Raw genomic sequence first — 21,370 nt, 5'->3', positions numbered from 1 at the left:
ATGCTCCGGCCGGCGACCCGCAGCGCGCTGGACGCCTACGCCGAAGGCGTCAACGCCTATCTCGCCGGCCGCTCCACCTCCGAGATGGCGCTCGAGTACACCCTGCTCGGCGTCACCGGCCTCGACTACACCCCCGAGAAGTGGTCCGCGGTGGACTCCATCGCCTGGCTCAAGGCGATGGCCTGGGACCTGCGCGGCAACCTCGAGGAGGAGATCGGCCGGGCGCTGACGACCGCCGCGGTGGGGGAGGAGCAGACGGCCGAGTCTCTACCCGTCGTACCCCTACGACAAGCATCCGCCGATCGTCCAGCAGGGCGGTCTGCTGGGCAAGGAGTTCGACCAGGACGTCGACGGCCGCGGATCCGCGCTGCTGCGCCGCCCGGCGCCGGGCGGCGGCCGGACGCTGGCGGCGCTCGCCGGCGTGAAGGGCGTGCTGTCTGGCGTACCGGCGCTGCTGGGGAAGGGCGACGGCCTCGGCTCCAACAGGCCTGGGTGGTCGACGGCAAGCACACCAGCACCGGCGCGCCGATGCTGGCCAACGACCCGCACCTGGGCATCTCGCTGCCCGGCGTCTGGACCCAGGTCGGCCTGCACTGCCGCACCGTGTCCAGCGAGTGCCCGATGGACGTGGCGGGGTTCAGGCTTCTCCGGCGTGCCCGGCGTGGTGATCGGGCACAACCGCGACATCGCCTGGGGCTTCACGAACCTCGGTCCCGACGTCACCGACCTGTACGTCGAGCGGGTGAGCGACGACGGGTGGCAGTACGACGGGAAGACCCGCCCGCTGACCAAGCGGGACGAGACGATCAAGGTCCGCGGCGGTGACCCCGTCGACATCACCGTCCGCTCCACCGACCACGGGCCGCTGCTCTCCGACCTGGTCGCCGTGGACGAGCGGTTGAAGCAGGTGGACCTCACCGACGACGGGCTGGCCGAGCAGGTGGCCGAGGTCGGCAAGGACGACGCGGAGGCCGCCGGCGACCCGTGGGACGTGGGCGTCGCGCTGTCGTGGACGGCGCTGCAGCCGCACCCGACCGCCGACGCGCTGCTCGCGCTGGACCTCGCCACTGACTGGACCTCCTTCCGTGCCGCGCTCAAGGACTTCGCGGCGCCCGGGCAGAACGTCGTCTACGCCGACACCCAGGGCCACATCGGCTACCAGGCGACCGGCCTGGTACCGATCCGCGGCCGTGGCAACGACGGCCGGACGCCGGCCGCCGGCTGGCTGCCGGACACCGGCTGGACCGGGCGCTTCGTGCCCTACGACGCGTTGCCGCACGTGCTCGACCCGGAGTCCGGGATCATCGCCACCGCCAACCAGGCCGTCATCGACCCGCGCCGCTACCCGCCCTTCCTCACCGACGACTGGGACCAGGGCTACCGCTCGACCCGGATCAACGAGCCTGCTCGCGGCCGACGACGAGCCTGAGCGTGGAGGAGATGGGCTCGATCCAGGCTCGACAACTGGAGCGCGATCGGGGAGGCGCTGACGCCGTACCTGCTCCGGGTGAAGGCTGCCCAAGGGCTACTACTCCGACGGCCAGCGGCTGCTCCGCTCGTGGAACTACCGGCAGGGAGCGGACAGCGCCGCCGCGGCGTACTTCAACGTGGTGTGGCGCCGCCTGCTGCAGCGCACCTTCGCCGACGAGCCTGCCCGACGCGCTGGAGCCCGACGGCGGCGACCGCTGGTTCTCGGTGGTCTCCTCGATCCTGCCGCGCGCGGCGAACCACTGGTGGGACGACGTCGAGACCGACGGCACCGTCGAGCGGCGCGACGACATCCTGCGCGCGGCGATGATCGCGGCCCGCGACGAGATGACCGCGCGCCAGTCGCCCAACGCCGACGAGTGGTCGTGGGGCCGGCTGCACCGGCTCGAGCCTGCGCTCCTCGACCCTCGGCGAGTCCGGCATCGGACCTATCGAGTGGCTCTTCAACCGCGGCCCGTGGCAGGTCGGCGGCGGTGGCTCGCTGGTCGACGCGACCGGCTGGGACGCCCGCGAGGGGTACGACGTCGAGACCGCCCCCTCGATGCGGATGGTCGTGCCGCTCGACGACCTCGACCGGGCCCGCTGGATCAACCTGACGGGTGCCTCCGGGCACGCCTTCAACCCGCACTACACCGACCAGACCGACCTGTGGGCCGCCGGCGAGACCCTGCCGTGGAGGTTCACCGCGGACGCCGTCGGCAAGGCCGGCGAGGACGTCCTGGTCCTCACCCCCGGCAGTTGACTTGGGGTTTCCCACCCGCGACTTGGGGTTTCCCACCAACGACTTGGGGCTTCCCACCCGCGACTTGGGGTTTCCCACCGTCGAGTGGGGGGTTGTCCGCGGGCGCCGATCACGATCCGCGGGTGGAAAGTGCCGACTCGCGGGTGGAAAGTCCCCACTCGCGGGTGGGAAACCCCAAGTCAACGGAAGCGGGTGAGCCCGGCCGGGGTCGCCGCGGCGGTCACCGGCCGGTCGTGCGGCTCGGCGGGTACGGCGGGGAGCAAGCTCCTCGTCGTACAGCAGCACGCAGGTGAAGGTGCCCACCGGCACGCGGCCCAACGCCCGGTCGTAGGAGCCGCCACCGCGGCCGAGCCGGGTCCCGTCGGCACCGGCGGCGAGCCCGGGCACGAGCACGGCGTCGGCGGTCGCGATCGCGTCCCCGCCCAGCGGCGGGCCGACGGGCTCCAGCAGGCCACGCCGGGCGGGAACCAGCCGGCCGTCGTACGCCGCCCAGTCCAGGTCGTCGTCCGGCAGCAGCACCGGCAGCAGCACCCGCTTGCCCGCGGCGTGCAGGCGGTCGAGCAGCAGGGTGGTGCCGGGCTCGGCGCCGACCGAGACGTAGCAGGCGACGGTGGCGGCGCGACGTACCTCCTCGGCGGCCAGGACCACCTCGGCGAGGTCGCGCGCGGCGGCGCCGACCCCGGTCAGTGGACGGCGCCGGCGGGCGGTCAGCAAGCTGGTCACGGAGGGCGGTCTTGGCGCCCGCGCCTTGGTGCGGTTGCGAACCGGTCACCCGACAAGCCTACGATCGGCAGCATGGGTATGAGTGGCCGGAGCAGCGGCCTGGAGATGGCGCGGGCGAAGATGGCCGACGCCGGGGTCGACCCGGTGGCGATCGAGACGTTCGCGCACTACTACCGGCTCCTCGAGCACGGTGAGACCGGGATGATCCCGGAGTCGACGATCGACCCGGTGGACATCGAGAGCCTGGCCGACGCCGAGGTGCCCGACGAGGTGGCCGCGGACGCGATCGGCAAGACGGTCGCGATCAAGGCTCAACGGCGGCCTCGGCACGTCGATGGGCATGGAGCGTGCCAAGTCGCTGCTGTGCGTGCGGCGCGGGCTGAACTTCCTCGACATCATCGCGCGGCAGGCGCTGCACCTGCGCACGGCGTACGGCGCCCGGCTGCCGCTCCTCTTCATGAACTCCTTCCGCACCTCCGCCGACACCCTCCACGCCCTGGGCCGGTACGACGAGCCTGGCGGCGGGTGACCTGCCGATCGAGTTCCTGCAGAACAAGGAGCCCAAGGCTCCTCGCCGACAGCCTCAAGCCGGTGGACTGGCCCAAGGACCCCGACCTGGAGTGGTGTCCGCCCGGGCACGGCGACATCTACACGGCGCTGCGCGGCACCGGCCTGCTCGACCGGCTGATCGCGGAGGGCTACCGCTACGCCTTCGTCTCGAACTCCGACAACCTCGGCGCCGTCCCCGCCCCGCGGGTGGCGGGGTGGTTCGCCGCGTCGGGTGCGCCGTTCGCGATCGAGGCGGTGCGTCGTACCCCCTCGGACAAGAAGGGCGGGCACTTCGCCCGGCGCAAGGCCGACGGCCGGATCGTGCTGCGCGAGACCGCCCAGACGTTGCCCGAGGACCGCGAGGCGCTGGCGGACCTGAGCCGCCACAAGTTCTGCTCGACCAACAACCTGTGGTTCGACCTGGTCGCGATGAAGGCGAAGCTCGACGAGCGCGACGGCGTGCTCGGGCTGCCCCTCATCCGCAACGAGAAGACCGTCGACCCCGCCGACCCGGCCAGCCCGAGGGTGATCCAGGTCGAGACGGCGATGGGGGCGGCGATCGAGGTCTTCGAGGGCGCCCGGCTGATCGAGGTCGGCCGCGACCGGTTCATCCCGGTGAAGACGACCAACGACCTGCTGGTGCTGCGCTCGGACGTCTACGAGATCGGCCAGGACTTCGCGCTGACCCAGGTCGCCACCGACGTGCCGTACGTCGACCTCGACACCGACCACTACAAGGTCGTCGGGGAGTTCGACAAGCGCTTCCCCGAGGGCGCCCCCTCCCTCGCCAAGGCGACCTCGCTGAAGGTCGAGGGCGACTGGACGTTCGGCCACGGCGTGCAGGTCGTGGGTGACGTCGAGCTCGACGGCAAGGGCGCGCAGCGGGTCCCCGCCGGCGAGGTGCTCTCCGGGGATGCCTGACCCCTCGGTCCCGGCGCACCGGGCCCGTGTCCTCGCGGGCGTCGCGGCGCTCGACCCGGTCGAGGTGCCGCTCTCCGAGGCGCGCGGGCGGGTGCTCGCCGCGGACGTGGTCGCGCGGCTCGCCGTACCCCCCTTCGACCACTCGGCCATGGACGGCTTCGCCGTCCGCGCTGCCGACGTCGCGCAGGTACCGGTGGACCTGCCGGTCTCCGGCGTGGTCGCCGCGGGAGACCTGGTGCCGGTGCTGCCGCCCGGCACCGCGATCCGGATCATGACCGGCGCGGAGCCTGCCGCCCGGTGCCGACCTGGTCGTGCCCTTCGAGTGGACGAGCGGCACGGACCCGGTGCGGGTGCGGCGCACGGCGGACGCGGGGCGCCACGTCCGCCGGCTGGGCGAGGACGTCGCCGCGGGTGCGGTGGCCCTGTCCGCCGGCACCCGCCTCGGGCCGGTGCACCTCGGCCTGCTGACCTCGGTGGGCGTCCCCGTCGTACCGGTGCGAGCACGGCCCCGGCTGGGTGTGCTCTCGACCGGTGCCGAGCTCGGTCGCGGGGCACGTCCCGGACAGCAACAGCGCCACGCTGCTGGCGGCGGGCGAGGCCGTGGGCGCGGCGGTATGCCGCTTCGGCCCGGTCGCCGACGACCTGGGCGGCTTCCGCGCCGCCCTGGCCGAGGCCGCCGCCGTGTCCGACCTCGTGGTCACCACCGGCGGCATCTCCGCGGGGGACCACGATGTCGTCAAGGCCGCGCTGCGCGAGGAGCCCGGCTTCTGGTTCGGCCCCGTCGCGATGAAGCCCGGCCGGCCGCAGGGCTGCGGTGTCCTGGAGGTGGCCGGGCGGCGGGTGCCCGTGGTGACCCTGCCGGGCACGCCGGTCGCGGCCTACGCCTCCTTCCTGCTCTACGTCTTCCCGGCGCTCCGCGCGCTCGCCGGCCTGCCGCAGGCAACCCGGACCGCACCACTCGCGAGGCCCGTCGAGGCGGGCGACCGGACCGTCCTGCTCCCCGGCCGGTACGACGACCGCGGACGGATCGCGCCACTGCCCGGGCGCGTCGGGCACGCGCAGGCACTGCTGGCGCGTGCGGACGCGTTGCTCGTCGTACCCGCATCGGACAGGGTGGTCCCCGAGGGCGCCCCCGTCGAGGTGCTCGCGCTGCACCCGGAGGAGGACGGACATGGCTGATCGACTGACCCACGTCGACGAGAGCGGCGCCGCTCGGATGGTCGACGTCTCCGCCAAGGACGTCACCGCGCGGGTCGCCCGGGCCTCCGGCCGGGTGCTCGTCTCGGCCGAGGTGGTCGCGCTGCTGCGCGGCGACGGCGTGCCCAAGGGCGACGCGCTCGCGGTCGCCCGGATCGCCGGGATCATGGGCGCCAAGCAGACCCCGGCGCTGATCCCGCTGTGCCACCCGCTCAGCGTCTCCGGGGTGGTGGTCGACCTGTCGGTCGCCGACGACGCCGTCGAGATCGCCGCCACCGTGAAGACCACCGACCGCACCGGCGTGGAGATGGAGGCACTGACGGCCGTGTCGGTCGCCGCCCTCACCGTCGTCGACATGGTCAAGGCCGTCGACAAGGGCGCGGTGATCACCGACGTCCGGGTCGAGACGAAGTCCGGCGGGAAGTCCGGGGACTGGTCCCGGTGAGCACCGCCGCAGGGCTGCCCGCCACCGTCGTGGTGGCCTCCAACCGCGCCGCCGCCGGGGTGTACGACGACACGACCGGCCCGCTCATCGTGGACGCCCTGCGCTCGTGGGGCTTCACCGTCGGCGACCCGGTCGTGTGCCCGGACGGCGAGCCGGTCGGTCTCGCGATCGCCGCGGCCCTCCAGGCCGGTGCCCGGGTGGTGCTGACCACCGGCGGCACCGGGCTCACCCCCACCGACCGCACGCCCGAGGTGACCCGCCCGTTGCTGGACCGCGAGGTGCCGGGTCTCGCCGAGGCGATCCGTGCCGCCGGCGTGGCCAAGGGCATCCCCACCGCCGTGCTCTCGCGCGGGCTCGCCGGGGTCGCCGGGCAGGCGCTGGTGGTGAACCTCCCGGGCTCGCGCGGCGGGGTGAAGGACGCGCTCGGCGTTCTGGAACCGGTCATCGTGCACGCGGTCGAGCAGGTCGTGGGGAGCGACCATTGAGCACCCCCGCGCGGGAGCGGATGATCGTCGGCACCCCCGGCCGGGCCTGGCCCAACGAGCTCATCTCCGGCACCGATCCGGTCGTCCGGCTGCGGCCGATCAGCCAGCGCGACGCTCGCGCCTGGCGATCGGCACGCCGTCGCAACGCGCTCTGGCTGGCCCGGTGGGACGCCACCGCGCCGCCGGGTGCCGACGCCCGGCCGCTGTCCTTCCGGGCCTTGGTGAAGAGGCTGCGGCGCGCGGCCCGGCAGGGCACGACGTACCCCTTCGTGGTGGAGGTGGACGGTCGCTTCGCCGGCCAGGTCAGCGTCAACAACATCGTCCGCGGCTCGGCGCAGTTCGCATCGGTCGGTTACTGGATCGACCAGGAGTTCGCCGGGCGCGGGGTGATCCCGCGGGCGGTGGCGATGGTGATCGACCACTGCTTCTTCCTCGGCGGGCTGCACCGGATCGAGATCTGCATCCGCCCGGAGAACACCAACTCGCTGCGGGTGGTGGAGAAGCTCGGCATCCGCGAGGTGGGCTACGCACCGCTGTTCCTGCACATCGACGGGCAGTGGCGCGACCACCGGATCTTCGCGGTCACCCGCGAGGAGGCACCCCGCGGAGTACTGGTCCGGCTGGAGACGTCGCAGCCCTGAATCACATGCGTCACAGCAATCAATCTGTGACACACCGATGGACATGCGCCCCACCGTGCGCTACCGCTCCTAACCTCTCGGTGTGGACCTGAGCAGCCTGATCTTCGTCGCACTCTTCGTGGCGTGGGCGGTCTACCTCGTTCCCAAGGCGCTGCGCAGCCACGAGGAGGAGACCGACAGCCGTTCGGTCGAGGGCTTCTCCGACCGGCTCCGGGTGCTGGCGCGGCGCGACGCCGTCTCGGCGTCGGAGTCCGTGCTGGTCTCCGGTGAGATGCCAGCCGTCGTCGACGAGGAGCCCGCGGCGCCCACCCCTGCGCCGCGTGCCTCCCGTCCGGCGCGCTCGGTGAGCGCGGCCCAGCGCCGCCGCCGGGTGCTGACCTTCCTGCTGATCCTCAACGTCGCGCTCGTCGCCCTCGCCGTCGGCAAGGTCGCGCACCCGGTGTGGATCGGGCTGTCCGCGAGCCTGCTCGCCGCCTGGCTGGTCGCCTGCCGGCTGATGGTCCGCCGCGAGCGCGCGTCGCGCGTCGCCGCGGTCCGCAAGCGCCGTCGTACCCTCGCCGAGGAGGAGATCGAGGCCGAGGACGTCGCCTCCGACGTCGCCGAGGAGCCGGTGGCCCTCAGCGACGACACCGACGAGATCCCCGTCGTGGTCGCGGAGGTGGTCGACGAGGTGCCCGTCGTCGGCCCGGCCGTCGAGGGCTGGACGCCGGTCCCGGTCACCCTGCCGACCTACGTCGCCAAGGCGCCCGCCGGCCGCACCGTGCGCACCATCGACCTCGACTCCACCGGCGTGTGGAGCTCGGGTCGCAACGACGCCGACAGCCAGGCTCGCCCGCGAGGCCGACGCCCAGCGCGCCCAGGCCGACGCGGACGCCGACGTCGAGCGACGCGCCTCCGGCTCCTGACCCGGCTGGCGTCGTACCGGTCGGGTAACGCCCGGCCATGACCGAAGAGAGCGCAGCCGACCGGCAGGCCGCCCAGCAGGCCCGCGAGCAGGAGAAGAGGTACGGCGACTCCGCGACCGCCGTCTCGCCCGACACCCAGCGTGCCGACCCCACCACCGCGGCCGACGGCGACACCGCCAGCGGCGAGTCCGCGCGTGGGGAGTCCACCGTCTTCGAGGAGCCCGGCGAGGACGCCGAGCCACCCACGGCCGGCTACGGCGAGCGGCCCGAGACCGTCGACGACAGCGGGTCGTGACCCACGACCCGGATTCGGTGCCGCCGAGACGCTGGTGCTAACGTTTCCCCTCGCTTGGGGCTGTGGCGCAGTTGGTAGCGCGTCTCGTTCGCAATGAGAAGGTCAGGGGTTCGAATCCCCTCAGGCTCCACCAATGAAGAAGAGTTCAAACCCGTGACCGGTTCAACGCCCGGAACGGGCTGGCTCAACGAAAGCAGGGCTTCCTCGATGAGGGAGCCCTGTTTCGTTTCCTGTCCGTCGTTCGTCGGGACGCGAGTTGCGGTGCAGTCTACGAAGTTGCAGCCACGTGCTGTGGATAGCGCGGAGTTCGACGAACGGGCTGGTCCAGGTGGCGTCGTCAATCTCTGCTTGCTCGTCGAGGTACAGCGCGGTGAAGAACGCCTGGTTGATGTGTCCGCGTGAGGTGTCGTCTGCGGCCTTGTAGAGGCTGTGGGGATCGTGGGCGAGGTTGAGGCTGCGCTGGAGGAGTTCAGCGCCAGCGGCGAGGTCAGCGGTCACGGCTTCCAGACGCTCAGCCAAGGCTGGCTCGCTTGCGCTGCAGGCTGGCGAGGCGCTCGTGAATCTTCTCGACGGGAAAGGTGCCGTCCTGGACGAGGTCGAGGAGTCGGTCTTGTTGCTCGGAGACCTTCTTGGTCTCGGATTCGAGCCTGGGTGGCCAGGTCGCGCTCGGTTCGCTGCTGGTCGGCCAGCGCGTCCTCGATGGCCGTTTGAAACTCAGCGACGTAGTTGGGCGTGAGGGCGACCTGCGTGTAGAAGTCGACGATCTTCTGCTCAACCTTGCCCACCGGCAGGTGCGGAAGGTCGCACTGGCCGGTCTGCTTGGCGCGGCACTTGTAGTAGCCGTAGGTGCCGCCGTTGCCCTTGACCTCGGTGTAGATCAGGCGGGAGGTGCGCCCCGTGCGCTGGCATCGTCCGCAGGAGAGGATGCCCTTGAGGTAGTGGGTCGGACTTCTGCTCGTGGACGGCCGGGCTTGATCGCAGGCTCGAGGATGCGTTGTACCCGGTCGAAGAGGTCGTGGCTGACGATGGCGTCATGGCGGCCATCGAACTGCTCGCCGTCGTACATCGTGTAGCCGGCGTAGTAGGGATCGCCGAGGATGCGGTGCACCGTGTTGCGTGAGAGCGGTCGTCCGGCCTTCCACTGGCTCGATGGCCGGGCGCGGAGACCCATGTCCTCTGCAGCCTCCACCAGGTCGGTCAGGGTGTAGTCGCCGGTGGAGTAGAGCCGAAGAGAGTGCGGACGAGGTGGGCTCGCGCAGGGTCGAGGTCGACGGTGTTGACCTGCTTGCCGTCGATGTCTTTGCGGACGTTGAGGTAGCCGATCGGGGCTCGTCCGATGGTGCCGCCGTTCCTCGCCTTGTGGGCCATCTTGAGCCTTGATGTCTTGGCCGTTCTTCTTGTTCTGCAGGTCGTTCATCGAGTCGGAGATTGTCTCCATGAACTCGGCTTCGAGGCTGTCGCCGAAGTCTTCCTTGGTGCTGATGATCTTCACTCCCAGACCGCGCAGGTGCTTGCGGGTCAGGATGGCGTCTTCGATGTTGCGGAAGGCTCGTGAGCGTGAGTAGACGAAGACGTAGCCGACCTCAGGGTGCTCGGCGAGGTAGGCCAGGAGGCGCCTGAACTCGGGCCGCTTGTCGATGGTCTGAGCACTCTTCCCCGGCTCGACGAAGACCTGCTGCACCGGCACGTCCATCGCCCGAGCTTTCGCATCGCACTCCTCGCGCTGCGTCTCGATCGAGTTGCCGTCGCCGCCGGCGTCGGCCGCGGTGTGCGTCTGCCGGACGCCGCTGACCCGGAGGTAGTGGACACCGACCTTGGTCTCCGTCACCTTCGAGGCGACGGCCTTGGCGCGCGAGGTTGCCGTCTGGGTGGCTCGACGTCGACTGCTCATAGGTTGCTCCGATCTATTGGGCTCTGAGAAATCTCGGACGCGGTTGATTGCTATTGGCGATAGTGCGCGAATATGAGAAAATGGATACGTATGACAAATGACGAGCTTCTAGAAGATTTGAAACAGTTTGTGCGAGATTCTGTTTCTGGCCCGGCCGCACAAACAGATGTGAACGCAAGGTTTGATGCCCTCCACACCGAGATGCGTGACCTTCATAGCGAGGTCGTCGATGGCATGAGCCAGCAAACCGAAACCATCGTGGCTTCGATCGAGACGCTTGACCGCCGGCATACAGCGCGTCTCGAAGACCATGAGGGGCGGATCTCAACCCTGGAGCGGCACGCCGCATGACACGGGACCGAGCATGACTATGACTCGCAAAGAGATCCTGCGCGAACTGGCCTACGTCAAGGCTGCTCTTGAGATTGTGCGGAAGCGAAGCGACGCCATGGTCCTGGCGCTTGAAGAGGATGCCATGCGTCCGTCGGGGCCTGACGGAGAAACCGATGTTGATCCGTTCCTGGTTGGCGAAGAATCGGATATCGCTGAGGCTGCTCGACGGTATGGCGAGGCTGAGGTGTCGCTTACCTCGTTGGCCCAGGAGGCTCGGGCTGAGCGTCAAGGAGATGAAGAAGGCGCTCGCACGGAGTGGCGTGAACGTCTCGCGACACCCCAACGACATAGATCAGAAGGAAATGCGCAGGCGCTTCGAGGCCGGTGAGTCGCTGGCACGGATTGGTCGCGAACTGGGGTTCAGCCGTTCGGTCGCGGAGTCGAGCTTGGTGCTTCAGGGAGTGGACGTCCAGAACGCCGAGCAAGTTGAAGAGGATGAGGACGAGAGCGCGGATGGGCATGGAGATGCCCGTGCCGTTCGTCGCTGGGCACTCGATGCCGGGTACGAAGTTGGTGTCCGTGGGCGCATTGCTGCCGACGTGCGTCAGGCGTATCAGGCGGCGCATCCCGGTGCGTAAACTTCGATTGTTGCGTATGAGGATCCGCCGCGCGACGCGCGAGCCGGGTCTGAGTGGCCCAGGATCCCGTGATCACGCGGCGCGCTCGATTGTTGCGGCGCCGGCGTCGGTGATGAGGTTGTACGGGAATGAGGCACTAGAGAGCCTCTTCGAACACCTGGCGTCGGAGTGCGTCGAGCAGGTCGAACTCGGCGGCCAGCGCGCCGTGGTCGTAGACGATGTCGCTGGGCCGTGTGGTTTGACAGCAGTTCGTGACAGCAACAAGGCCAAGAATGTACGTGTTCGTGCGTGTGCGTAGGTGCTGGATTACAGAGGCGCCAGGGGCCACCAGGGGTGTCTGAGCGCACCTCTTAAGCAGGGTGTCGAGGGTTCGAGCCCCTCCTGGCCCTCCAGAGGTCAGAGCAGCGATTTCGCTGCCTTGACCTGTGGAAAATTCACCGTTGACAGCACTTCTGACAGCAATACCGGCTGCCGGACGCTGTTGTGTGCCGCCGTCATGCGCCTGTGCGAGCAGCGTCATCGCTTGGCGTTGACCGTCTTGATCGCCGTGTTGGTAGATCTGCTGGGTCGTGGTGATGTGGGCGTGGCCGAGAATGAGTTGAGCGTCTTTGGGATTCAGCCCAGCGTTCTTCATGCCGGTAGGCTGCGGTGTGACGGGTGTCGTGGAACCGGATCCATCGCAGGCCGGCCTTCTCGCGGATCTGGTGGAAGACGCGGCCGAAGTTCCGCGGCTCGACGGGTGTGCCGACCTGGCTGACGAAGATGAGGTTGTGACCGGTCCGGTCAGGCAGGAAGCGCCGCACACCGCCCAAGGCGTCGGCGACGTAGCCGACGAGAGCGATGCTTCGCTGAGACGCCTCGGTCTTGAGCGGAACCAGGCTGGAGGCTGCCGCGGATGCGTTGGGCCTGGCGTTCGAGGGTGATCAGGTTGCGCGTGCGGTCGAGGTCGTCCCAGGACAGGCCCAGGACCTCGCCGCGGCGTAACCCGACACGTAGTACGAGCACGAAGGCGGCGTACCAGCGATGGCTCTTTGCGGCCTCGAGGAAGCGGTTGGTCTCCTCGCTGTCCCATGGCGTCACCGGGCGAGGTTGCGAGGCGGTGATCTGGACGAGCTGGCGACGTTGCGCAGCACCAGTTCTTCGCGTTCGGCGTGGGAGAGCACAGCACGCAGCAGGGACCTGGCTGCTTCGACGGTCCGTTCCCCGGTCCCGTTGGTCGCCATGGTGTTGAAGTGCCGCTGGAGGCGCGGCACGGTCAGACTTCGGCAACGGGATCTGTGCGAGGTCGGCGAGATGGTTGCGTGCCAGGCCGCGGTAGTTGTCGATGGTGTTGGGCCGGTTCTTCTCGCCGACGACGTCGGTGAGCCAGTACTCGATGTAGGCGCCGATGGTCCAGGTTCGAGCGGGGGTTGGTACGCCGCGTCGTTCGCGGCGGATCAGTTCGGAAAGGGCGTCGTGGGCTTCGGCTCGAGTCTTGCGGTAGACGTGGACGCGTTTGCGGGTACCGGCCGTGGTGTCGACGAAGACCGAACCCGCCCATCTGCCGTCCTTGCGGCGGTAGATGCTGCCTTCACCGCGGGCGTTGCGACTCATGACAGCGCCCCGTAAGCGGTGCTGTTGCGACGCTGTGCGAGGTAGGTCTCGATGGCTTCGAGTGGGATGAGGCGACGTCGACCGATCTTGATCGAACCGAGTCTCGCGCTTGTTGATTAGCCTGGTAGACCTGCCACCTGCTGACGCGAAGCATCGCGCAGGTCTCAGGCACCGTGCACAGTTGTAGCGCTGTCGCACCGAGTCGCTGGGCGTGGGTGCCGCCAGGGATCCCTGAGCCCTCGTTGGTAGAAGCCCAGTTCAACGGGACGCCGCTCACGCCAAACTCCAGGTCCTGCGGTGCGCCGGCACGAATCGCTGCGGCTCAGTGCGTGGCGTTCGGATCGGGCGGGCGCATCGGGTCGTCGGTCGGACGTCCGGGTCTCGGTCGATGGCCCGGCTGAGGCCGGTTTGGTCCAGTCGGATGCGCATGGCTTCGGGGCTGACGCCGAAGTGGTCTGCGAGGGCAGTCTGCCTTCTGCAGGCCACTTCCCCAGGCTGACTTGAGTTCGCGCCTCGGCATCAGGACGCAGGCGGCGAAGTAGTCGGCCGCGCGTTCGATGAACTCTTCACGCGGCGTTCCCTGCTGGTGTGGCCGGATTCTGTGGTTGTGGCCGTGCCAGATGACATGTCCCAGGCTCGTGCAGCAGGGTGTACCGCTGCCTGGTGAGGCTGTCGCCCGAGTTGAGGCTGATGACCCACTCGCGGCCGTTCCAGTGGCTGCTGCCAGAGGTGGCCATTGGCTCGTGGACGACGTTGATCCGGGGGAGGGAGGCGATGTGGGCCTCGGTGAGGTCGGTCGTATTGAGCAGACTGCGCAGTCTGGTGGCCTGAAGGTCAACGATGCGCCGTACCTCGTCGTGGCTGAGGTCGCTGCGGTGAGGGATCAGGCGACGGAGTTCAGTGAGTACCGACGTTGATCGGGCCGACGTCTTTCTGGCGTGACGTCCGTCGTGCGGTGGCACCCATGTGGGGGATTGGTTTGCTCGAGCGTAGGTCGGCGCTGCCGCTGTCCGAGCTCGGTGGGTGGTTGATGTGTTCATGGGTGCCTCCTTTCGTTAGGGCTGATGTTGGGGTTGGGGGGTTTGCTAGGGCTGTTCGTCTTCTCCTGGTCGGGGGCCGTGTTCGTCGTAGCCGTACTTCTTGGTGATCCGTTCGACGGATGCTTCGATCTCGCTGCGGGCCTGGGCGGGAAGGTGTCGGTACTTGCTCCGTAGGTACGGCGCGAAGGTTGGGAGGCTCTTCTTTGGGGATCCACTCGGCGGTGACGAACAGGTCGCTGGTCGGGATCCTGAGCACACCTCCGATAGCCCGTAGGGTGTCAGCGCTGGGTCGGGCGATCTCTGCCTTCTCGATCCGGGTCACGGTCGATGTCGTTACGCCGGCGAGCCTCGCGACGTCCCGGGCATCGAGCCCAGCCGCGAGGCGTCGTTCGCGGATAAGGCGACCGAGGCTATGTATATCTGATATCTGCATTCAATTTGACTCCCAATTACTATTCAATTCTCTACCTCCCATTTTCGCTCCCTATTTGCATAAATGCAAGAGGAAAGTACAATTCCGCAACATATTTTGGGCCTGCTGGACCATCTTTCGAAATTGAGAGCCAAGGGATTTGTTTGCCCAGTTGGGGCGCGGCTCGCTCGGCTGGTTTGCCGAGGAGCACGCGCTCCAACTGGGGCTAGCGGATGGGGCTGGACGTCTGCGGCTACTTGCCGGAGGTCCGGGACGACCGCCGCGAGGAAGTCGCCTTCTTGGCGGGGGTCGTCGCCGTCGACTCATCAGCGTCGGCATCTCCGGTGGCGGTGCCGCTGACGGTGCTCTCCTCGGCATCGTCCGGGGCTTCCGGGCCGGCAGCGTCGGTCAGGTCGGTTCGAGGCTCGTCCCGGCCGTTGTCGCTGAACTCCCCGACGGGGCCGTCGACGTCGGCGTCCGTGCCGTCGAGGCCGGTCGCAGCGTCGGGTTCCCCGATGCCGAACATGGCGTTGACGGCAGCCTGGCGGGCATCGGCTTCCTTGCGGATCTCGGCGACGTGGTCGTCCACGCGCGCCCGAACCTCGGGGTCGACCGACGAACTCGTCGAGCAGTCGGATGGTGCCCTCGCGGACGATGTCCGTGGCCGACCGGTTCGTGGTACTGCGCGAGCAGATCGAGCCGCTCACGCTGAACCGGGTCGAACCTGACCGGGAACGGTCGGAGGTCGCCACTGGTGGTGATGGACATGATGGTCCCTTCCTTCTGAGGGTTTCGCCTCGCCTCTGGTGCCCTCGATCCCTGCGAAAGGATCGAGAACGGGCGAGCCACCTCCTCGGGGTGGTGCACCACACGAACCTTTGATGGTTCCTGTCGGCGCAGGCTCCCGAGGGGCAGAACTCGGCTCAGATGGCAGTGCTCGGATCGAGCGGCGGCATCTGGGTGAAGTCGAACCCGAGTGTGTGCTTCTGGTGCTTCTCGCACTGCCACTCGATGCCGTTGTTGGTCTCGACCAGGTGCATGAAGCCGGCGCGACCTTCCGGGCAGAAGGGGCAGAGGCTGATCGGCTTCGTCAGCCAGATCGCCCGCCTGTCGCCACGTTCCAGCGCGCCGAGGCCGAGAGGCAGAAGTGCGAATCCATGGCGAGCCACGGCTTGCGATGCCTGGGCCAACAAGATCGCGATGCAGGCGAACGCGAGCGAGATCCCCGCGACCGCCAGCATGGGGTAGAGCGGCAGGTCGAGGCGGGTGATGCCGAAGAGCCCGCCAACGGAGATGAGCGCCGACAGCACCGAAAGCACGTCGGGTGGGAAGACCAGCCGTCGCAGACTGGTCCGCTCGTGCGGAATCCGAACGCGCTGATCCCACGTTGTGGGCGAGTTGTAGGTGACCGTGGAGCCTGGACTGCCGGCAATGTTGATGCCTCCCTTGTTCTTGCTCTGATCGATCGTGGTGGGCCCGCTGAGCCTGCTGACCGCAGTTGGAGCAGAACTTCGCGTCCGCGGGAACCGCAGCGCCACAGGTGCAGGAATTCATTGGTGTGCTGGTCATGATCTTCGCCAATCTGTCGTTGGCCCCGAGATGGTTTAGGGGCGCGGTGCGAAGAAGGTAAATGAGCGGTCCGACACCATTGCAAGTTTGATTCGCGACCGTTGGAACATTCCGTCGATATTTCTGTCCTGTCTCCGTCAATTCTGAGCGCTACTTCATAGGCGGGGTATTTGTGTCGGACCCCCGGTGCAGACTTCTGGCGGAGGTGATGGCACAGGTCGTTGCCCGGAGACGAAGGGATTGCAGTGAACAAGAACGAGAAGCCCCTGCTGGGGCTCGCAGGCGGGCTGGCACTAACGGTGGTGGCGCGACAGGTGGTCTTCGCCAGCGGCCGCGGGCTCGGGCTGACGCCGCCGCAGATCGGCGGTCTGGTCGTGACCGCCGGCGTGATGGGCCCGCACCTGATCGCGAAGGGTGGCCGGCGATGAGCCTCTTCATCACGGCGGTGCACATGGAGCCGACGTACGGTAGCGGCCACGAGCACATCGCTCTGGTGCGTTGGGTGGACACCGCCGCTGATGCCACCGACACCTCTACGCGGCAGCAGATGGTCGATTTCCTCAACAGGGGTGGTCAGGCGTGGGTTGCTGACGCGCAGGGCTCGGTCCAGGTTGGCGTGGTGAATGCCAACCCGCCGTACCTCCGAACCTTCGCTGATGGCCGGTACACGGACAATCTGCTGTCGCTGCCGCGCTTCTGACATCAACGGGGTCATACGTCTTCGCTCCCTGACTCCGGCAGGTCGCTCGGCACGGGATAGCCGTCGAGCCTGGATGTCGGAGTCGATCTGGTTGCCCCAGACCGACCAGTCCGCGTTGCTCGGTGGTCGACGCCTGGCGAAGAGTTCGAGATATGGCCCGGGGAGACCCGCTCGATGATCGCGAACTGCTCTTCGGGCTTGTGGCTGTGCTCTTGCAGCGGACCGGTGAACCAGGTGGGCTGACCCTTGAACTGGACGGGTGCCTTGCCTCTGGTGGCGAACAACAGGTGCTCGGTGGAGTTGCGGAGGTAGACGCCGAGACCGAGTCGCCATTTGACCCAGGTCAGGGGCGAGCGGACTTGGAAGCCCCAGGCTTCAGCGACCTCGTAGCCCTGGCGCAGGGTGCCGTTGGTGACCCACAGCCATAGATGAGCGTCATCGGCGATGAACGGTGCTAGCGCCTTCCCCATGCCTTTGATGCGATCCAGTGTCATGAGGTCGTAGTGCCTTGCGGCACCAAAATTGCCGCGCTGCAAGATGTCCCATGGGCAGTCAGCAAGGATGGTCCGGACCTTCCGCGGAGTCGTTGACCCGGCGGTCGGCGGCCTTGGAGCCGCTGGCGGGCTCAGTAGAGGCGTCATCGGTCGACTCCTTGAGGTGCGGCCTCGTGATCCGGGCCGTCGTCGGTGCCGCTGAGGTGGCTCGTGAGACCGTCGAGCGTGGTGATCTGGAACAGGCTCGTTCGGCAGAGCAGAGCGAGTGATGGTGTCGCGGAGTCGATCGGCTTGCCCGGCCTCGTCCATGACCCAGAGCACGATCGGCATGACGCCTTCGGTGTCGCTCGGGTTGGTGTGGCTGTTGGCTCCGTGGGTGTTGTCGGTGATCTGCCAAGCGCCGGAGTTGTAGTAGTCGACGTACACCTGGCACTTCTTTAGGAGCGTCGAGAGAGACTCCGTGCCGCGGTCGACCTCGAGGAAGTATTCGTCGTGGTAGGAGCCGTGCTCGTCGCTGGCCTGGATAGCCGCCGACAGGTCGGGCTTCAGCGTCAGACGCTCGCCGGCAACGCCGTGGTAGGCTGCGCCAGGAGTGTGGTTCGACCGTGATGTCGATGCTGGTCGCCTGAATGCTGGCGGCGTAGCCGATGAGCCTGCAGGTGGGCTTCGGCGACCGCGACGGAGTGCAGCAGGTGTCGCAGACTGGGGGTGCGGCGTCGGTAGCCAGCGGTCTGGCTGCTGAGGAAGCGTGCGCCGCCGGGGGAGAGGTGCCAGGTGGTTGGAGCGCTGCCGCCGAGTAGGCCGCCTTGGCGTCGTCGGAGGCTCCCGATGAGCCCGGCTTGTTCGAGCCGACCGAGTACTCGTCGGGTGATGCGTCCGGCGGTGTCATCGGAGGCGTGGTCGGTGAAGACGAAGCGCTGGACCTGGTCGGTGGTCAGGTAGCCGTGCTGGCCGATCCGCTGCAGGATCTGGTGCTCCCGTTGGGGGAGTTCTTCGCGAAGCCTGGCGAGCCGGGACTGGCTGAGCCGCTGCACACGGGTGGGCTCGGTCGCTTGTCCCTTCGACCGTTTGGTCGGTCCCTTACCGGTCGACGGGCGCTCGGCTACTACGGCTTCCACGCCAGGCCGTTGGCCCGCCTGCGGGCCGGGCTGGCGCCCGTTCGCTGCAAGGCCGGTCGAGCCCCCAGCGGCCCCCTGAGCGGCCTGGGTGGCCGCTGTGGCGGGCATGGCGGCCGGTCGAGTGCAGAGGGAGGAGCCGGGGGAGACGCGCACCGAAGGTGCAGCGTCTTTCGGGTCCCTTATGGGGAAGAGGAGCCGGTTGACCTGCCAGAACGGGTGGTGGAGACGATTGGCGACCGGGTAGGCGGACGGGTAGGCAAGTAGCAGTGGTTGGGGGTGCAGGTGCAAGCCAACGTGCCTGCCATGGCGCACGGCGGGGGAGGCGGGGTCGCGGTCGACTGGAGACCTGAGGGAGAGATCTGAAGTCATTGGTGTGATGTTGGGTTCGGGATGTGGTCGGTTGGTCATGGCTGGCCTCCTTTCGGCGTGCGGTTGATAGATGTGGTGCTCGTTGACGGTCGGTGCTGTGGTGCGTCCGCTCGGGTGGTGGCCGGTGGCGACTCAGCAACGGACGGCTCGAAGACTCCAGGCGCGACGGCTTTGTCGGAGGGCTCTGCTGGTTCTCTTGGATCCGTGTGGCCGGATGCGTCGGGTGTCGTATGGCGTCTCCCGATCCGGCTCGGTCCGCCTGAGGTGCTGGACGGCCCGGGTGGTGTGGTCAGGGCGATGAGTTCGTCGTCGATCTCCTCTCTGGGTCGGCCGTAGCGCTGGCTGGAAGCGAGGCGCAGGGCCTGTCCGTCGTGGCGTCGCGGGGGGAGCGGGCGAGTGCGGATGGAGCACCACGGTGCAGTGGTGCCGTCGGCCAGGATCCGGGCGTAGGCGTGGAAGGCGGGCAGGCTGCGGAAGTCGTCAGCATCGAGCAGCGGCGTGGTGGCAGCCATCTCGCGGGCGTCAGCGTCGCTGAGGGCGAACATGACCTTGGTCTGGGTGTTCGCAGCGACCGCCTCGCGGAGCCTGCCTCGGTGCCTGCGAAAAATGCTGCTGGGCAATGGTGAGCGACACGCCGAGTCCGCGAGCCTTGGGCCAGGGCGTCGCCAAGGTCGGTGCCGAGCCGGAGGACATCGACGAACTCATCGACGATGACGTGCACCGGGTGACGCTGGTTGGCGGGCAGGGCACTACGTCCGAGCGCGGTCTGCCAGAGCAGCCCGATCAGGACGGAGCCAAGCAGCGAGGCGGCCTCTGGCCCCAGGGTGCCTTTGCTGAGCGGGACAAACAGGATGCGCCTCTTCGTGAAGACGTCGCTCAGGCTGAAGCGCGGTTCGGACTGCCCGAAGACAGCGCGTAGCCCGGGGCGCATCAGGATGGGGCGGAGACGGCGTAGTAGCGGCGCGATCGTCTGCTGCTTCTGGGGCTCGGAGAGAGCCTCGAAACTGGCCCAGAAGCCACCGACACCGAGGGGATCAGCGGCGCGAATCGGGCCAACGATCTGGCGTCTGACGGCCGGACTTGCCAGCAGGCTCGGCACCATCGCCAGCGTGCTGTTGCCGCGACGGGCCAAGGTGACCAGCGCGGCGTGCAGGACGTCGGCAGTCATCGGGCCGAAGGCGTCGGGGTACAGGCCCTTGATGATGCCGAGCATGACCTCAGCCGAGAGGTCGGCTTCCTCAAGCGTGCGGCCACCAAGCGCCTGCAAGCCGATGACCTGATCCGCCAGTGGGTCCAGGACGACCACGTCATCGCGCCGATGCTCAGGGATCCGAGCCAGGATGTCGCTGACGAGATCGGATTTCGGGTCAACGATGACGACGCCATGGCCGGCCTCGATGTCTTGCAAAGCCAGGTTGGCGAGCAGGGTGGACTTTCCGGTGCCGGGTGGCCCAACGATGTGGCTGTGCCGGAGGGTGTCGACGGGCTTGGTAGCGACTGGCCGCTGGGGTGCGGCAGCGTCGCCGAGCACTCGCCCGGTCTTCGAGATCCGCGGTGAGGCGGGAAGCAGACGCGGATGCGTTGGCGCTACCGACGGGAGGTCGGCGCGTGCGTCTCTGGAGAGCGGCCACGACAAGAGGGCGGCTACCTCGGCCGTGGTCAGTTCCAAGGCTCCACCAGAGCGGCGTGCGAGCGTCGCGGAGCCTTGCGCGGCTTCTCGCGTCGAAGGGTCAGGCGGATGCCAGGGACTTCGAGTCCACGGAGTGCGGAGATGACGCCTTCGATGAGACGACTTGCTCGCGCCTGCGCCTGGATCTGGAGTTCCACCTGATGGCCGGCTGGCCCGGTCGCGGGCGTCCGCGCTGAGCGCCCGGTCGTGCTGGCTGCTGGTAGGTCGACGCCGATACGGACGATGCAAGCGAAGCGATGGTGGTCGTACTTGCTCTGTGCCCGCGCGAGGTCGGTGTGCTCGGGGAACTGACTGGCCTGAGCAATGCGTGGGCCGTCATGCGGGCCGAGGATGAGCCTGCAGCCGAAGCGTCTCGCCAGGTCGGGTCATGCCGAGCGCAGTCAGCAGTCGACGGGTGACGGGTTCGATCCGGTCGACGTCGAGCCTGTTGCTGTCGGTGCCCGCGAATGCGAAGTCGCCTCGCGAGTTGGGTCGTCGAAGGCTTCGACGCTTGCACCGTCAGTGGCCGCTACGGGGTTCGGCGAAGGAGCGCCCACGGTGGCGACTGTGGTGTCGCCACCGCTATCTGTGTCCTTTGCGGCGTCGGCTGGGGGAGTGGTGGCCAGCAGGCCAGGCACATGAGCGCGGATTGCGGCCAGTACGCGCCGGATGTCGCTACGCCGGCAGCCCAGCCACCAGGTGACCTGGCCGGCTGATCCTCGGGATTCGAGCACCAGTCGCGGGTGGTGCGACAGCCCGGCCAGCGCTTGGACCGCGTCGATGGCGGCGTCCGGGGCGGTCGGGATCGGGAGCCTGCAGCTGGAGCCACGTCATGTCGTCGGCAAGACGGTCTCGGGGGAAGAGCGGGCGAAGATCAGGCACGGTTGCCCTTCAGCGCGTTCGCGGTCTCGACGTTCGCGTTGCTCTGGCCGTTCGTCGGCTCCTGCTGATCGAGCGCCATGTGGATGACGGCTCGGGCGATCTTGGAGACGTCCGGGGAATCGCGGAGCCTGGCCGCGTACGACGAGGTTCAGATCGCGGCGGCGACTGCGCTGCACCGCGCCCGAACGACGCTGCCTGCCGTTCTTCGGCGGACGCGTGCTTGACGCGTTCCCCGGGGACTTCTGGGTCCTCGGCGCCTGGTTGCGTCGGA

General features: G+C 68.4%; 24 protein-coding genes, 1 tRNA gene and 6 pseudogenes. 19 read left to right on the top strand and 12 right to left on the bottom strand.

The genetic code is table 11. From position 1 onward, the window contains the following. From G5V59_RS16970 to G5V59_RS16955, 5 genes and pseudogenes are all read left to right on the top strand, one after another. Positions 1 to 585 (top strand): annotated as a pseudogene (locus G5V59_RS16970) (penicillin acylase family protein); the annotation flags it as partial. A 67-nt stretch (positions 586 to 652) separates the two neighbouring features. Next, positions 653 to 1,429 carry a penicillin acylase family protein gene (locus tag G5V59_RS16965; RefSeq protein ID WP_341350963.1) on the top strand — a complete coding sequence of 259 codons (777 nt, stop codon included), beginning with the start codon at positions 653 to 655 and terminating at the stop codon, positions 1,427 to 1,429. An 85-nt stretch (positions 1,430 to 1,514) separates the two neighbouring features. Continuing rightward, positions 1,515 to 1,633, top strand: a pseudogene (locus G5V59_RS36890) (penicillin acylase family protein); the annotation flags it as partial. A gap of 62 nt (positions 1,634 to 1,695) precedes the next feature. Next, a pseudogene (locus G5V59_RS36885) lies at positions 1,696 to 1,902 on the top strand (penicillin acylase family protein); the annotation flags it as partial. Then, positions 1,880 to 2,230 carry a penicillin acylase family protein gene (locus G5V59_RS16955; RefSeq protein ID WP_341351233.1) on the top strand — a complete coding sequence of 117 codons (351 nt, stop codon included), beginning with the start codon at positions 1,880 to 1,882 and terminating at the stop codon, positions 2,228 to 2,230. The pseudogene G5V59_RS36885 and the gene G5V59_RS16955, both read left to right, overlap by 23 nt. 318 nt (positions 2,231 to 2,548) lie before the next feature. Here G5V59_RS16955 and G5V59_RS16950 read toward each other — a convergent pair. Beyond that, positions 2,549 to 2,878, bottom strand: a pseudogene (locus G5V59_RS16950) (5-formyltetrahydrofolate cyclo-ligase); the annotation flags it as partial. Positions 2,879 to 3,031: 153 nt separating this feature from the next. Here G5V59_RS16950 and G5V59_RS16945 point away from each other — a divergent pair. From G5V59_RS16945 to G5V59_RS16905, 9 genes and pseudogenes are all read left to right on the top strand, one after another. Continuing rightward, positions 3,032 to 4,423, top strand: a pseudogene (locus G5V59_RS16945) (UTP--glucose-1-phosphate uridylyltransferase). Then, positions 4,416 to 4,694 (top strand): annotated as a pseudogene (locus tag G5V59_RS16940) (molybdopterin molybdenumtransferase MoeA); the annotation flags it as partial. The pseudogenes G5V59_RS16945 and G5V59_RS16940, both read left to right, overlap by 8 nt. 245 nt (positions 4,695 to 4,939) lie before the next feature. After that, on the top strand, positions 4,940 to 5,602 hold the full coding sequence (locus tag G5V59_RS16935; protein WP_341350962.1) for a molybdopterin-binding protein: 663 nt from the start codon (positions 4,940 to 4,942) through the stop codon (positions 5,600 to 5,602). Further along, entirely contained in the window at positions 5,595 to 6,065 is a 471-nt protein-coding gene (moaC, locus tag G5V59_RS16930; RefSeq protein ID WP_278257254.1) for a cyclic pyranopterin monophosphate synthase MoaC, read from the top strand. The genes G5V59_RS16935 and moaC overlap by 8 nt, the downstream gene beginning before the upstream one ends. Next, positions 6,062 to 6,550 (top strand): MogA/MoaB family molybdenum cofactor biosynthesis protein, encoded by a 489-nt coding sequence (locus G5V59_RS16925; protein WP_278257253.1) that lies wholly within the window; start codon positions 6,062 to 6,064, stop codon positions 6,548 to 6,550. Before moaC ends, G5V59_RS16925 begins: the two co-directional genes overlap by 4 nt. Positions 6,551 to 6,570: 20 nt before the next feature. Continuing rightward, a complete protein-coding gene (locus G5V59_RS16920) occupies positions 6,571 to 7,191 on the top strand; it encodes a GNAT family protein (protein ID WP_278257252.1) in 621 nt (206 codons plus the stop codon). 82 nt (positions 7,192 to 7,273) lie between these two features. Then, positions 7,274 to 8,137 (top strand): hypothetical protein, encoded by an 864-nt coding sequence (locus tag G5V59_RS16915; protein ID WP_278257251.1) that lies wholly within the window; start codon positions 7,274 to 7,276, stop codon positions 8,135 to 8,137. Further along, positions 8,134 to 8,391, top strand: a complete 258-nt coding sequence (locus G5V59_RS16910; protein ID WP_278257250.1) for a hypothetical protein — start codon at positions 8,134 to 8,136, stop codon at positions 8,389 to 8,391. The genes G5V59_RS16915 and G5V59_RS16910 overlap by 4 nt, the downstream gene beginning before the upstream one ends. A gap of 56 nt (positions 8,392 to 8,447) precedes the next feature. Next, positions 8,448 to 8,524, top strand: a tRNA-Ala gene (locus tag G5V59_RS16905). Between the two features lie 29 nt (positions 8,525 to 8,553). On the opposite strand, the gene G5V59_RS16900 is transcribed toward G5V59_RS16905, so the two are convergent. The 4 genes from G5V59_RS16900 to G5V59_RS16885 are packed head-to-tail and all read right to left on the bottom strand — an operon-like array spanning position 8,554 to position 10,219. Next, positions 8,554 to 8,889 carry a hypothetical protein gene (locus G5V59_RS16900; protein ID WP_278257249.1) on the bottom strand — a complete coding sequence of 112 codons (336 nt, stop codon included), beginning with the start codon at positions 8,887 to 8,889 and terminating at the stop codon, positions 8,554 to 8,556. After that, positions 8,886 to 9,176, bottom strand: a complete 291-nt coding sequence (locus G5V59_RS16895) for a hypothetical protein (protein ID WP_278257248.1) — start codon at positions 9,174 to 9,176, stop codon at positions 8,886 to 8,888. The genes G5V59_RS16900 and G5V59_RS16895 overlap by 4 nt, the downstream gene beginning before the upstream one ends. Next, on the bottom strand, positions 9,163 to 9,300 hold the full coding sequence (locus tag G5V59_RS16890; protein ID WP_278257247.1) for a hypothetical protein: 138 nt from the start codon (positions 9,298 to 9,300) through the stop codon (positions 9,163 to 9,165). The genes G5V59_RS16895 and G5V59_RS16890 overlap by 14 nt, the downstream gene beginning before the upstream one ends. Beyond that, a complete protein-coding gene (locus G5V59_RS16885; protein ID WP_278257246.1) occupies positions 9,269 to 10,219 on the bottom strand; it encodes a recombinase family protein in 951 nt (316 codons plus the stop codon). The genes G5V59_RS16890 and G5V59_RS16885 overlap by 32 nt, the downstream gene beginning before the upstream one ends. 153 nt (positions 10,220 to 10,372) lie before the next feature. On the opposite strand from G5V59_RS16885, the gene G5V59_RS16880 reads away from it, so the two are divergent. Beyond that, positions 10,373 to 10,633: a hypothetical protein gene (locus G5V59_RS16880; RefSeq protein ID WP_278257245.1), complete on the top strand. Its 261-nt coding sequence runs from the start codon at positions 10,373 to 10,375 to the stop codon at positions 10,631 to 10,633. Between the two features lie 275 nt (positions 10,634 to 10,908). After that, positions 10,909 to 11,253 (top strand): histone-like nucleoid-structuring protein Lsr2, encoded by a 345-nt coding sequence (locus G5V59_RS16875; RefSeq protein ID WP_278257244.1) that lies wholly within the window; start codon positions 10,909 to 10,911, stop codon positions 11,251 to 11,253. Positions 11,254 to 11,389: 136 nt separating this feature from the next. Here the strand turns inward: G5V59_RS16875 and G5V59_RS16870 are convergent, their stop codons facing one another. The 4 genes from G5V59_RS16870 to G5V59_RS16855 form a co-directional block, all read right to left on the bottom strand. Continuing rightward, a complete protein-coding gene (locus tag G5V59_RS16870) occupies positions 11,390 to 11,887 on the bottom strand; it encodes a hypothetical protein (RefSeq protein WP_278257243.1) in 498 nt (165 codons plus the stop codon). A 149-nt stretch (positions 11,888 to 12,036) separates the two neighbouring features. After that, complete coding sequence (locus G5V59_RS16865) at positions 12,037 to 12,846, bottom strand: hypothetical protein (protein WP_278257242.1); 810 nt, start codon at positions 12,844 to 12,846, stop codon at positions 12,037 to 12,039. A gap of 1,705 nt (positions 12,847 to 14,551) precedes the next feature. Beyond that, complete coding sequence (locus tag G5V59_RS16860) at positions 14,552 to 14,887, bottom strand: hypothetical protein (protein WP_278257241.1); 336 nt, start codon at positions 14,885 to 14,887, stop codon at positions 14,552 to 14,554. Between the two features lie 334 nt (positions 14,888 to 15,221). Continuing rightward, the gene (locus G5V59_RS16855; protein WP_278257240.1) at positions 15,222 to 15,617 is read right to left on the bottom strand and encodes a hypothetical protein; all 396 of its coding nucleotides are present in this window, start codon (positions 15,615 to 15,617) and stop codon (positions 15,222 to 15,224) included. 674 nt (positions 15,618 to 16,291) lie between these two features. Here G5V59_RS16855 and G5V59_RS16850 point away from each other — a divergent pair. Then, positions 16,292 to 16,567 (top strand): DUF3892 domain-containing protein, encoded by a 276-nt coding sequence (locus tag G5V59_RS16850; protein ID WP_278257239.1) that lies wholly within the window; start codon positions 16,292 to 16,294, stop codon positions 16,565 to 16,567. Between the two features lie 11 nt (positions 16,568 to 16,578). Here G5V59_RS16850 and G5V59_RS16845 read toward each other — a convergent pair whose 3' ends face one another. Both G5V59_RS16845 and G5V59_RS16840 read right to left on the bottom strand, forming a co-directional pair. Then, entirely contained in the window at positions 16,579 to 17,208 is a 630-nt protein-coding gene (locus tag G5V59_RS16845) for an MT-A70 family methyltransferase (protein WP_278257238.1), read from the bottom strand. Between the two features lie 404 nt (positions 17,209 to 17,612). After that, positions 17,613 to 18,095 carry a replication-relaxation family protein gene (locus G5V59_RS16840; protein WP_278257237.1) on the bottom strand — a complete coding sequence of 161 codons (483 nt, stop codon included), beginning with the start codon at positions 18,093 to 18,095 and terminating at the stop codon, positions 17,613 to 17,615. A gap of 1,102 nt (positions 18,096 to 19,197) precedes the next feature. On the opposite strand from G5V59_RS16840, the gene G5V59_RS16835 reads away from it, so the two are divergent. Together G5V59_RS16835 and G5V59_RS16830 are read left to right on the top strand one after the other, a co-directional pair. After that, on the top strand, positions 19,198 to 19,467 hold the full coding sequence (locus G5V59_RS16835) for a hypothetical protein (protein WP_278257236.1): 270 nt from the start codon (positions 19,198 to 19,200) through the stop codon (positions 19,465 to 19,467). Between the two features lie 228 nt (positions 19,468 to 19,695). After that, positions 19,696 to 20,106: a hypothetical protein gene (locus tag G5V59_RS16830; RefSeq protein WP_278257235.1), complete on the top strand. Its 411-nt coding sequence runs from the start codon at positions 19,696 to 19,698 to the stop codon at positions 20,104 to 20,106. A gap of 786 nt (positions 20,107 to 20,892) precedes the next feature. Here G5V59_RS16830 and G5V59_RS16825 read toward each other — a convergent pair. Further along, positions 20,893 to 21,051 carry a hypothetical protein gene (locus G5V59_RS16825; protein ID WP_278257234.1) on the bottom strand — a complete coding sequence of 53 codons (159 nt, stop codon included), beginning with the start codon at positions 21,049 to 21,051 and terminating at the stop codon, positions 20,893 to 20,895. Positions 21,052 to 21,370 lie beyond the last annotated feature (319 nt).

Source organism: Nocardioides convexus (assembly GCF_011090295.1).
The sequence above is the reverse complement of the archived record's forward strand: the minus strand, read 5'-3'. Positions and strand labels throughout refer to the sequence as shown.

What these genes read in the sequence shown, in the direction of transcription:
- G5V59_RS16910 (WP_278257250.1), top strand. Translation starts at nt 8,134, where the DNA reads ATGACCGAAGAGAGCGCAGCCGACCGGCAGGCCGCCCAGCAGGCCCGC.
- G5V59_RS16870 (WP_278257243.1), bottom strand. Translation starts at nt 11,887, where the DNA reads ATGAAGAACGCTGGGCTGAATCCCAAAGACGCTCAACTCATTCTCGGC.
- G5V59_RS16920 (WP_278257252.1), top strand. Translation starts at nt 6,571, where the DNA reads ATGATCGTCGGCACCCCCGGCCGGGCCTGGCCCAACGAGCTCATCTCC.
- moaC (WP_278257254.1), top strand. Translation starts at nt 5,595, where the DNA reads ATGGCTGATCGACTGACCCACGTCGACGAGAGCGGCGCCGCTCGGATG.
- G5V59_RS16890 (WP_278257247.1), bottom strand. Translation starts at nt 9,300, where the DNA reads ATGCCAGCGCACGGGGCGCACCTCCCGCCTGATCTACACCGAGGTCAA.
- G5V59_RS16825 (WP_278257234.1), bottom strand. Translation starts at nt 21,051, where the DNA reads ATGACGTGGCTCCAGCTGCAGGCTCCCGATCCCGACCGCCCCGGACGC.
- G5V59_RS16865 (WP_278257242.1), bottom strand. Translation starts at nt 12,846, where the DNA reads ATGAGTCGCAACGCCCGCGGTGAAGGCAGCATCTACCGCCGCAAGGAC.
- G5V59_RS16850 (WP_278257239.1), top strand. Translation starts at nt 16,292, where the DNA reads ATGAGCCTCTTCATCACGGCGGTGCACATGGAGCCGACGTACGGTAGC.
- G5V59_RS16880 (WP_278257245.1), top strand. Translation starts at nt 10,373, where the DNA reads ATGACAAATGACGAGCTTCTAGAAGATTTGAAACAGTTTGTGCGAGAT.
- G5V59_RS16875 (WP_278257244.1), top strand. Translation starts at nt 10,909, where the DNA reads ATGAAGAAGGCGCTCGCACGGAGTGGCGTGAACGTCTCGCGACACCCC.
- G5V59_RS16845 (WP_278257238.1), bottom strand. Translation starts at nt 17,208, where the DNA reads ATGACGCCTCTACTGAGCCCGCCAGCGGCTCCAAGGCCGCCGACCGCC.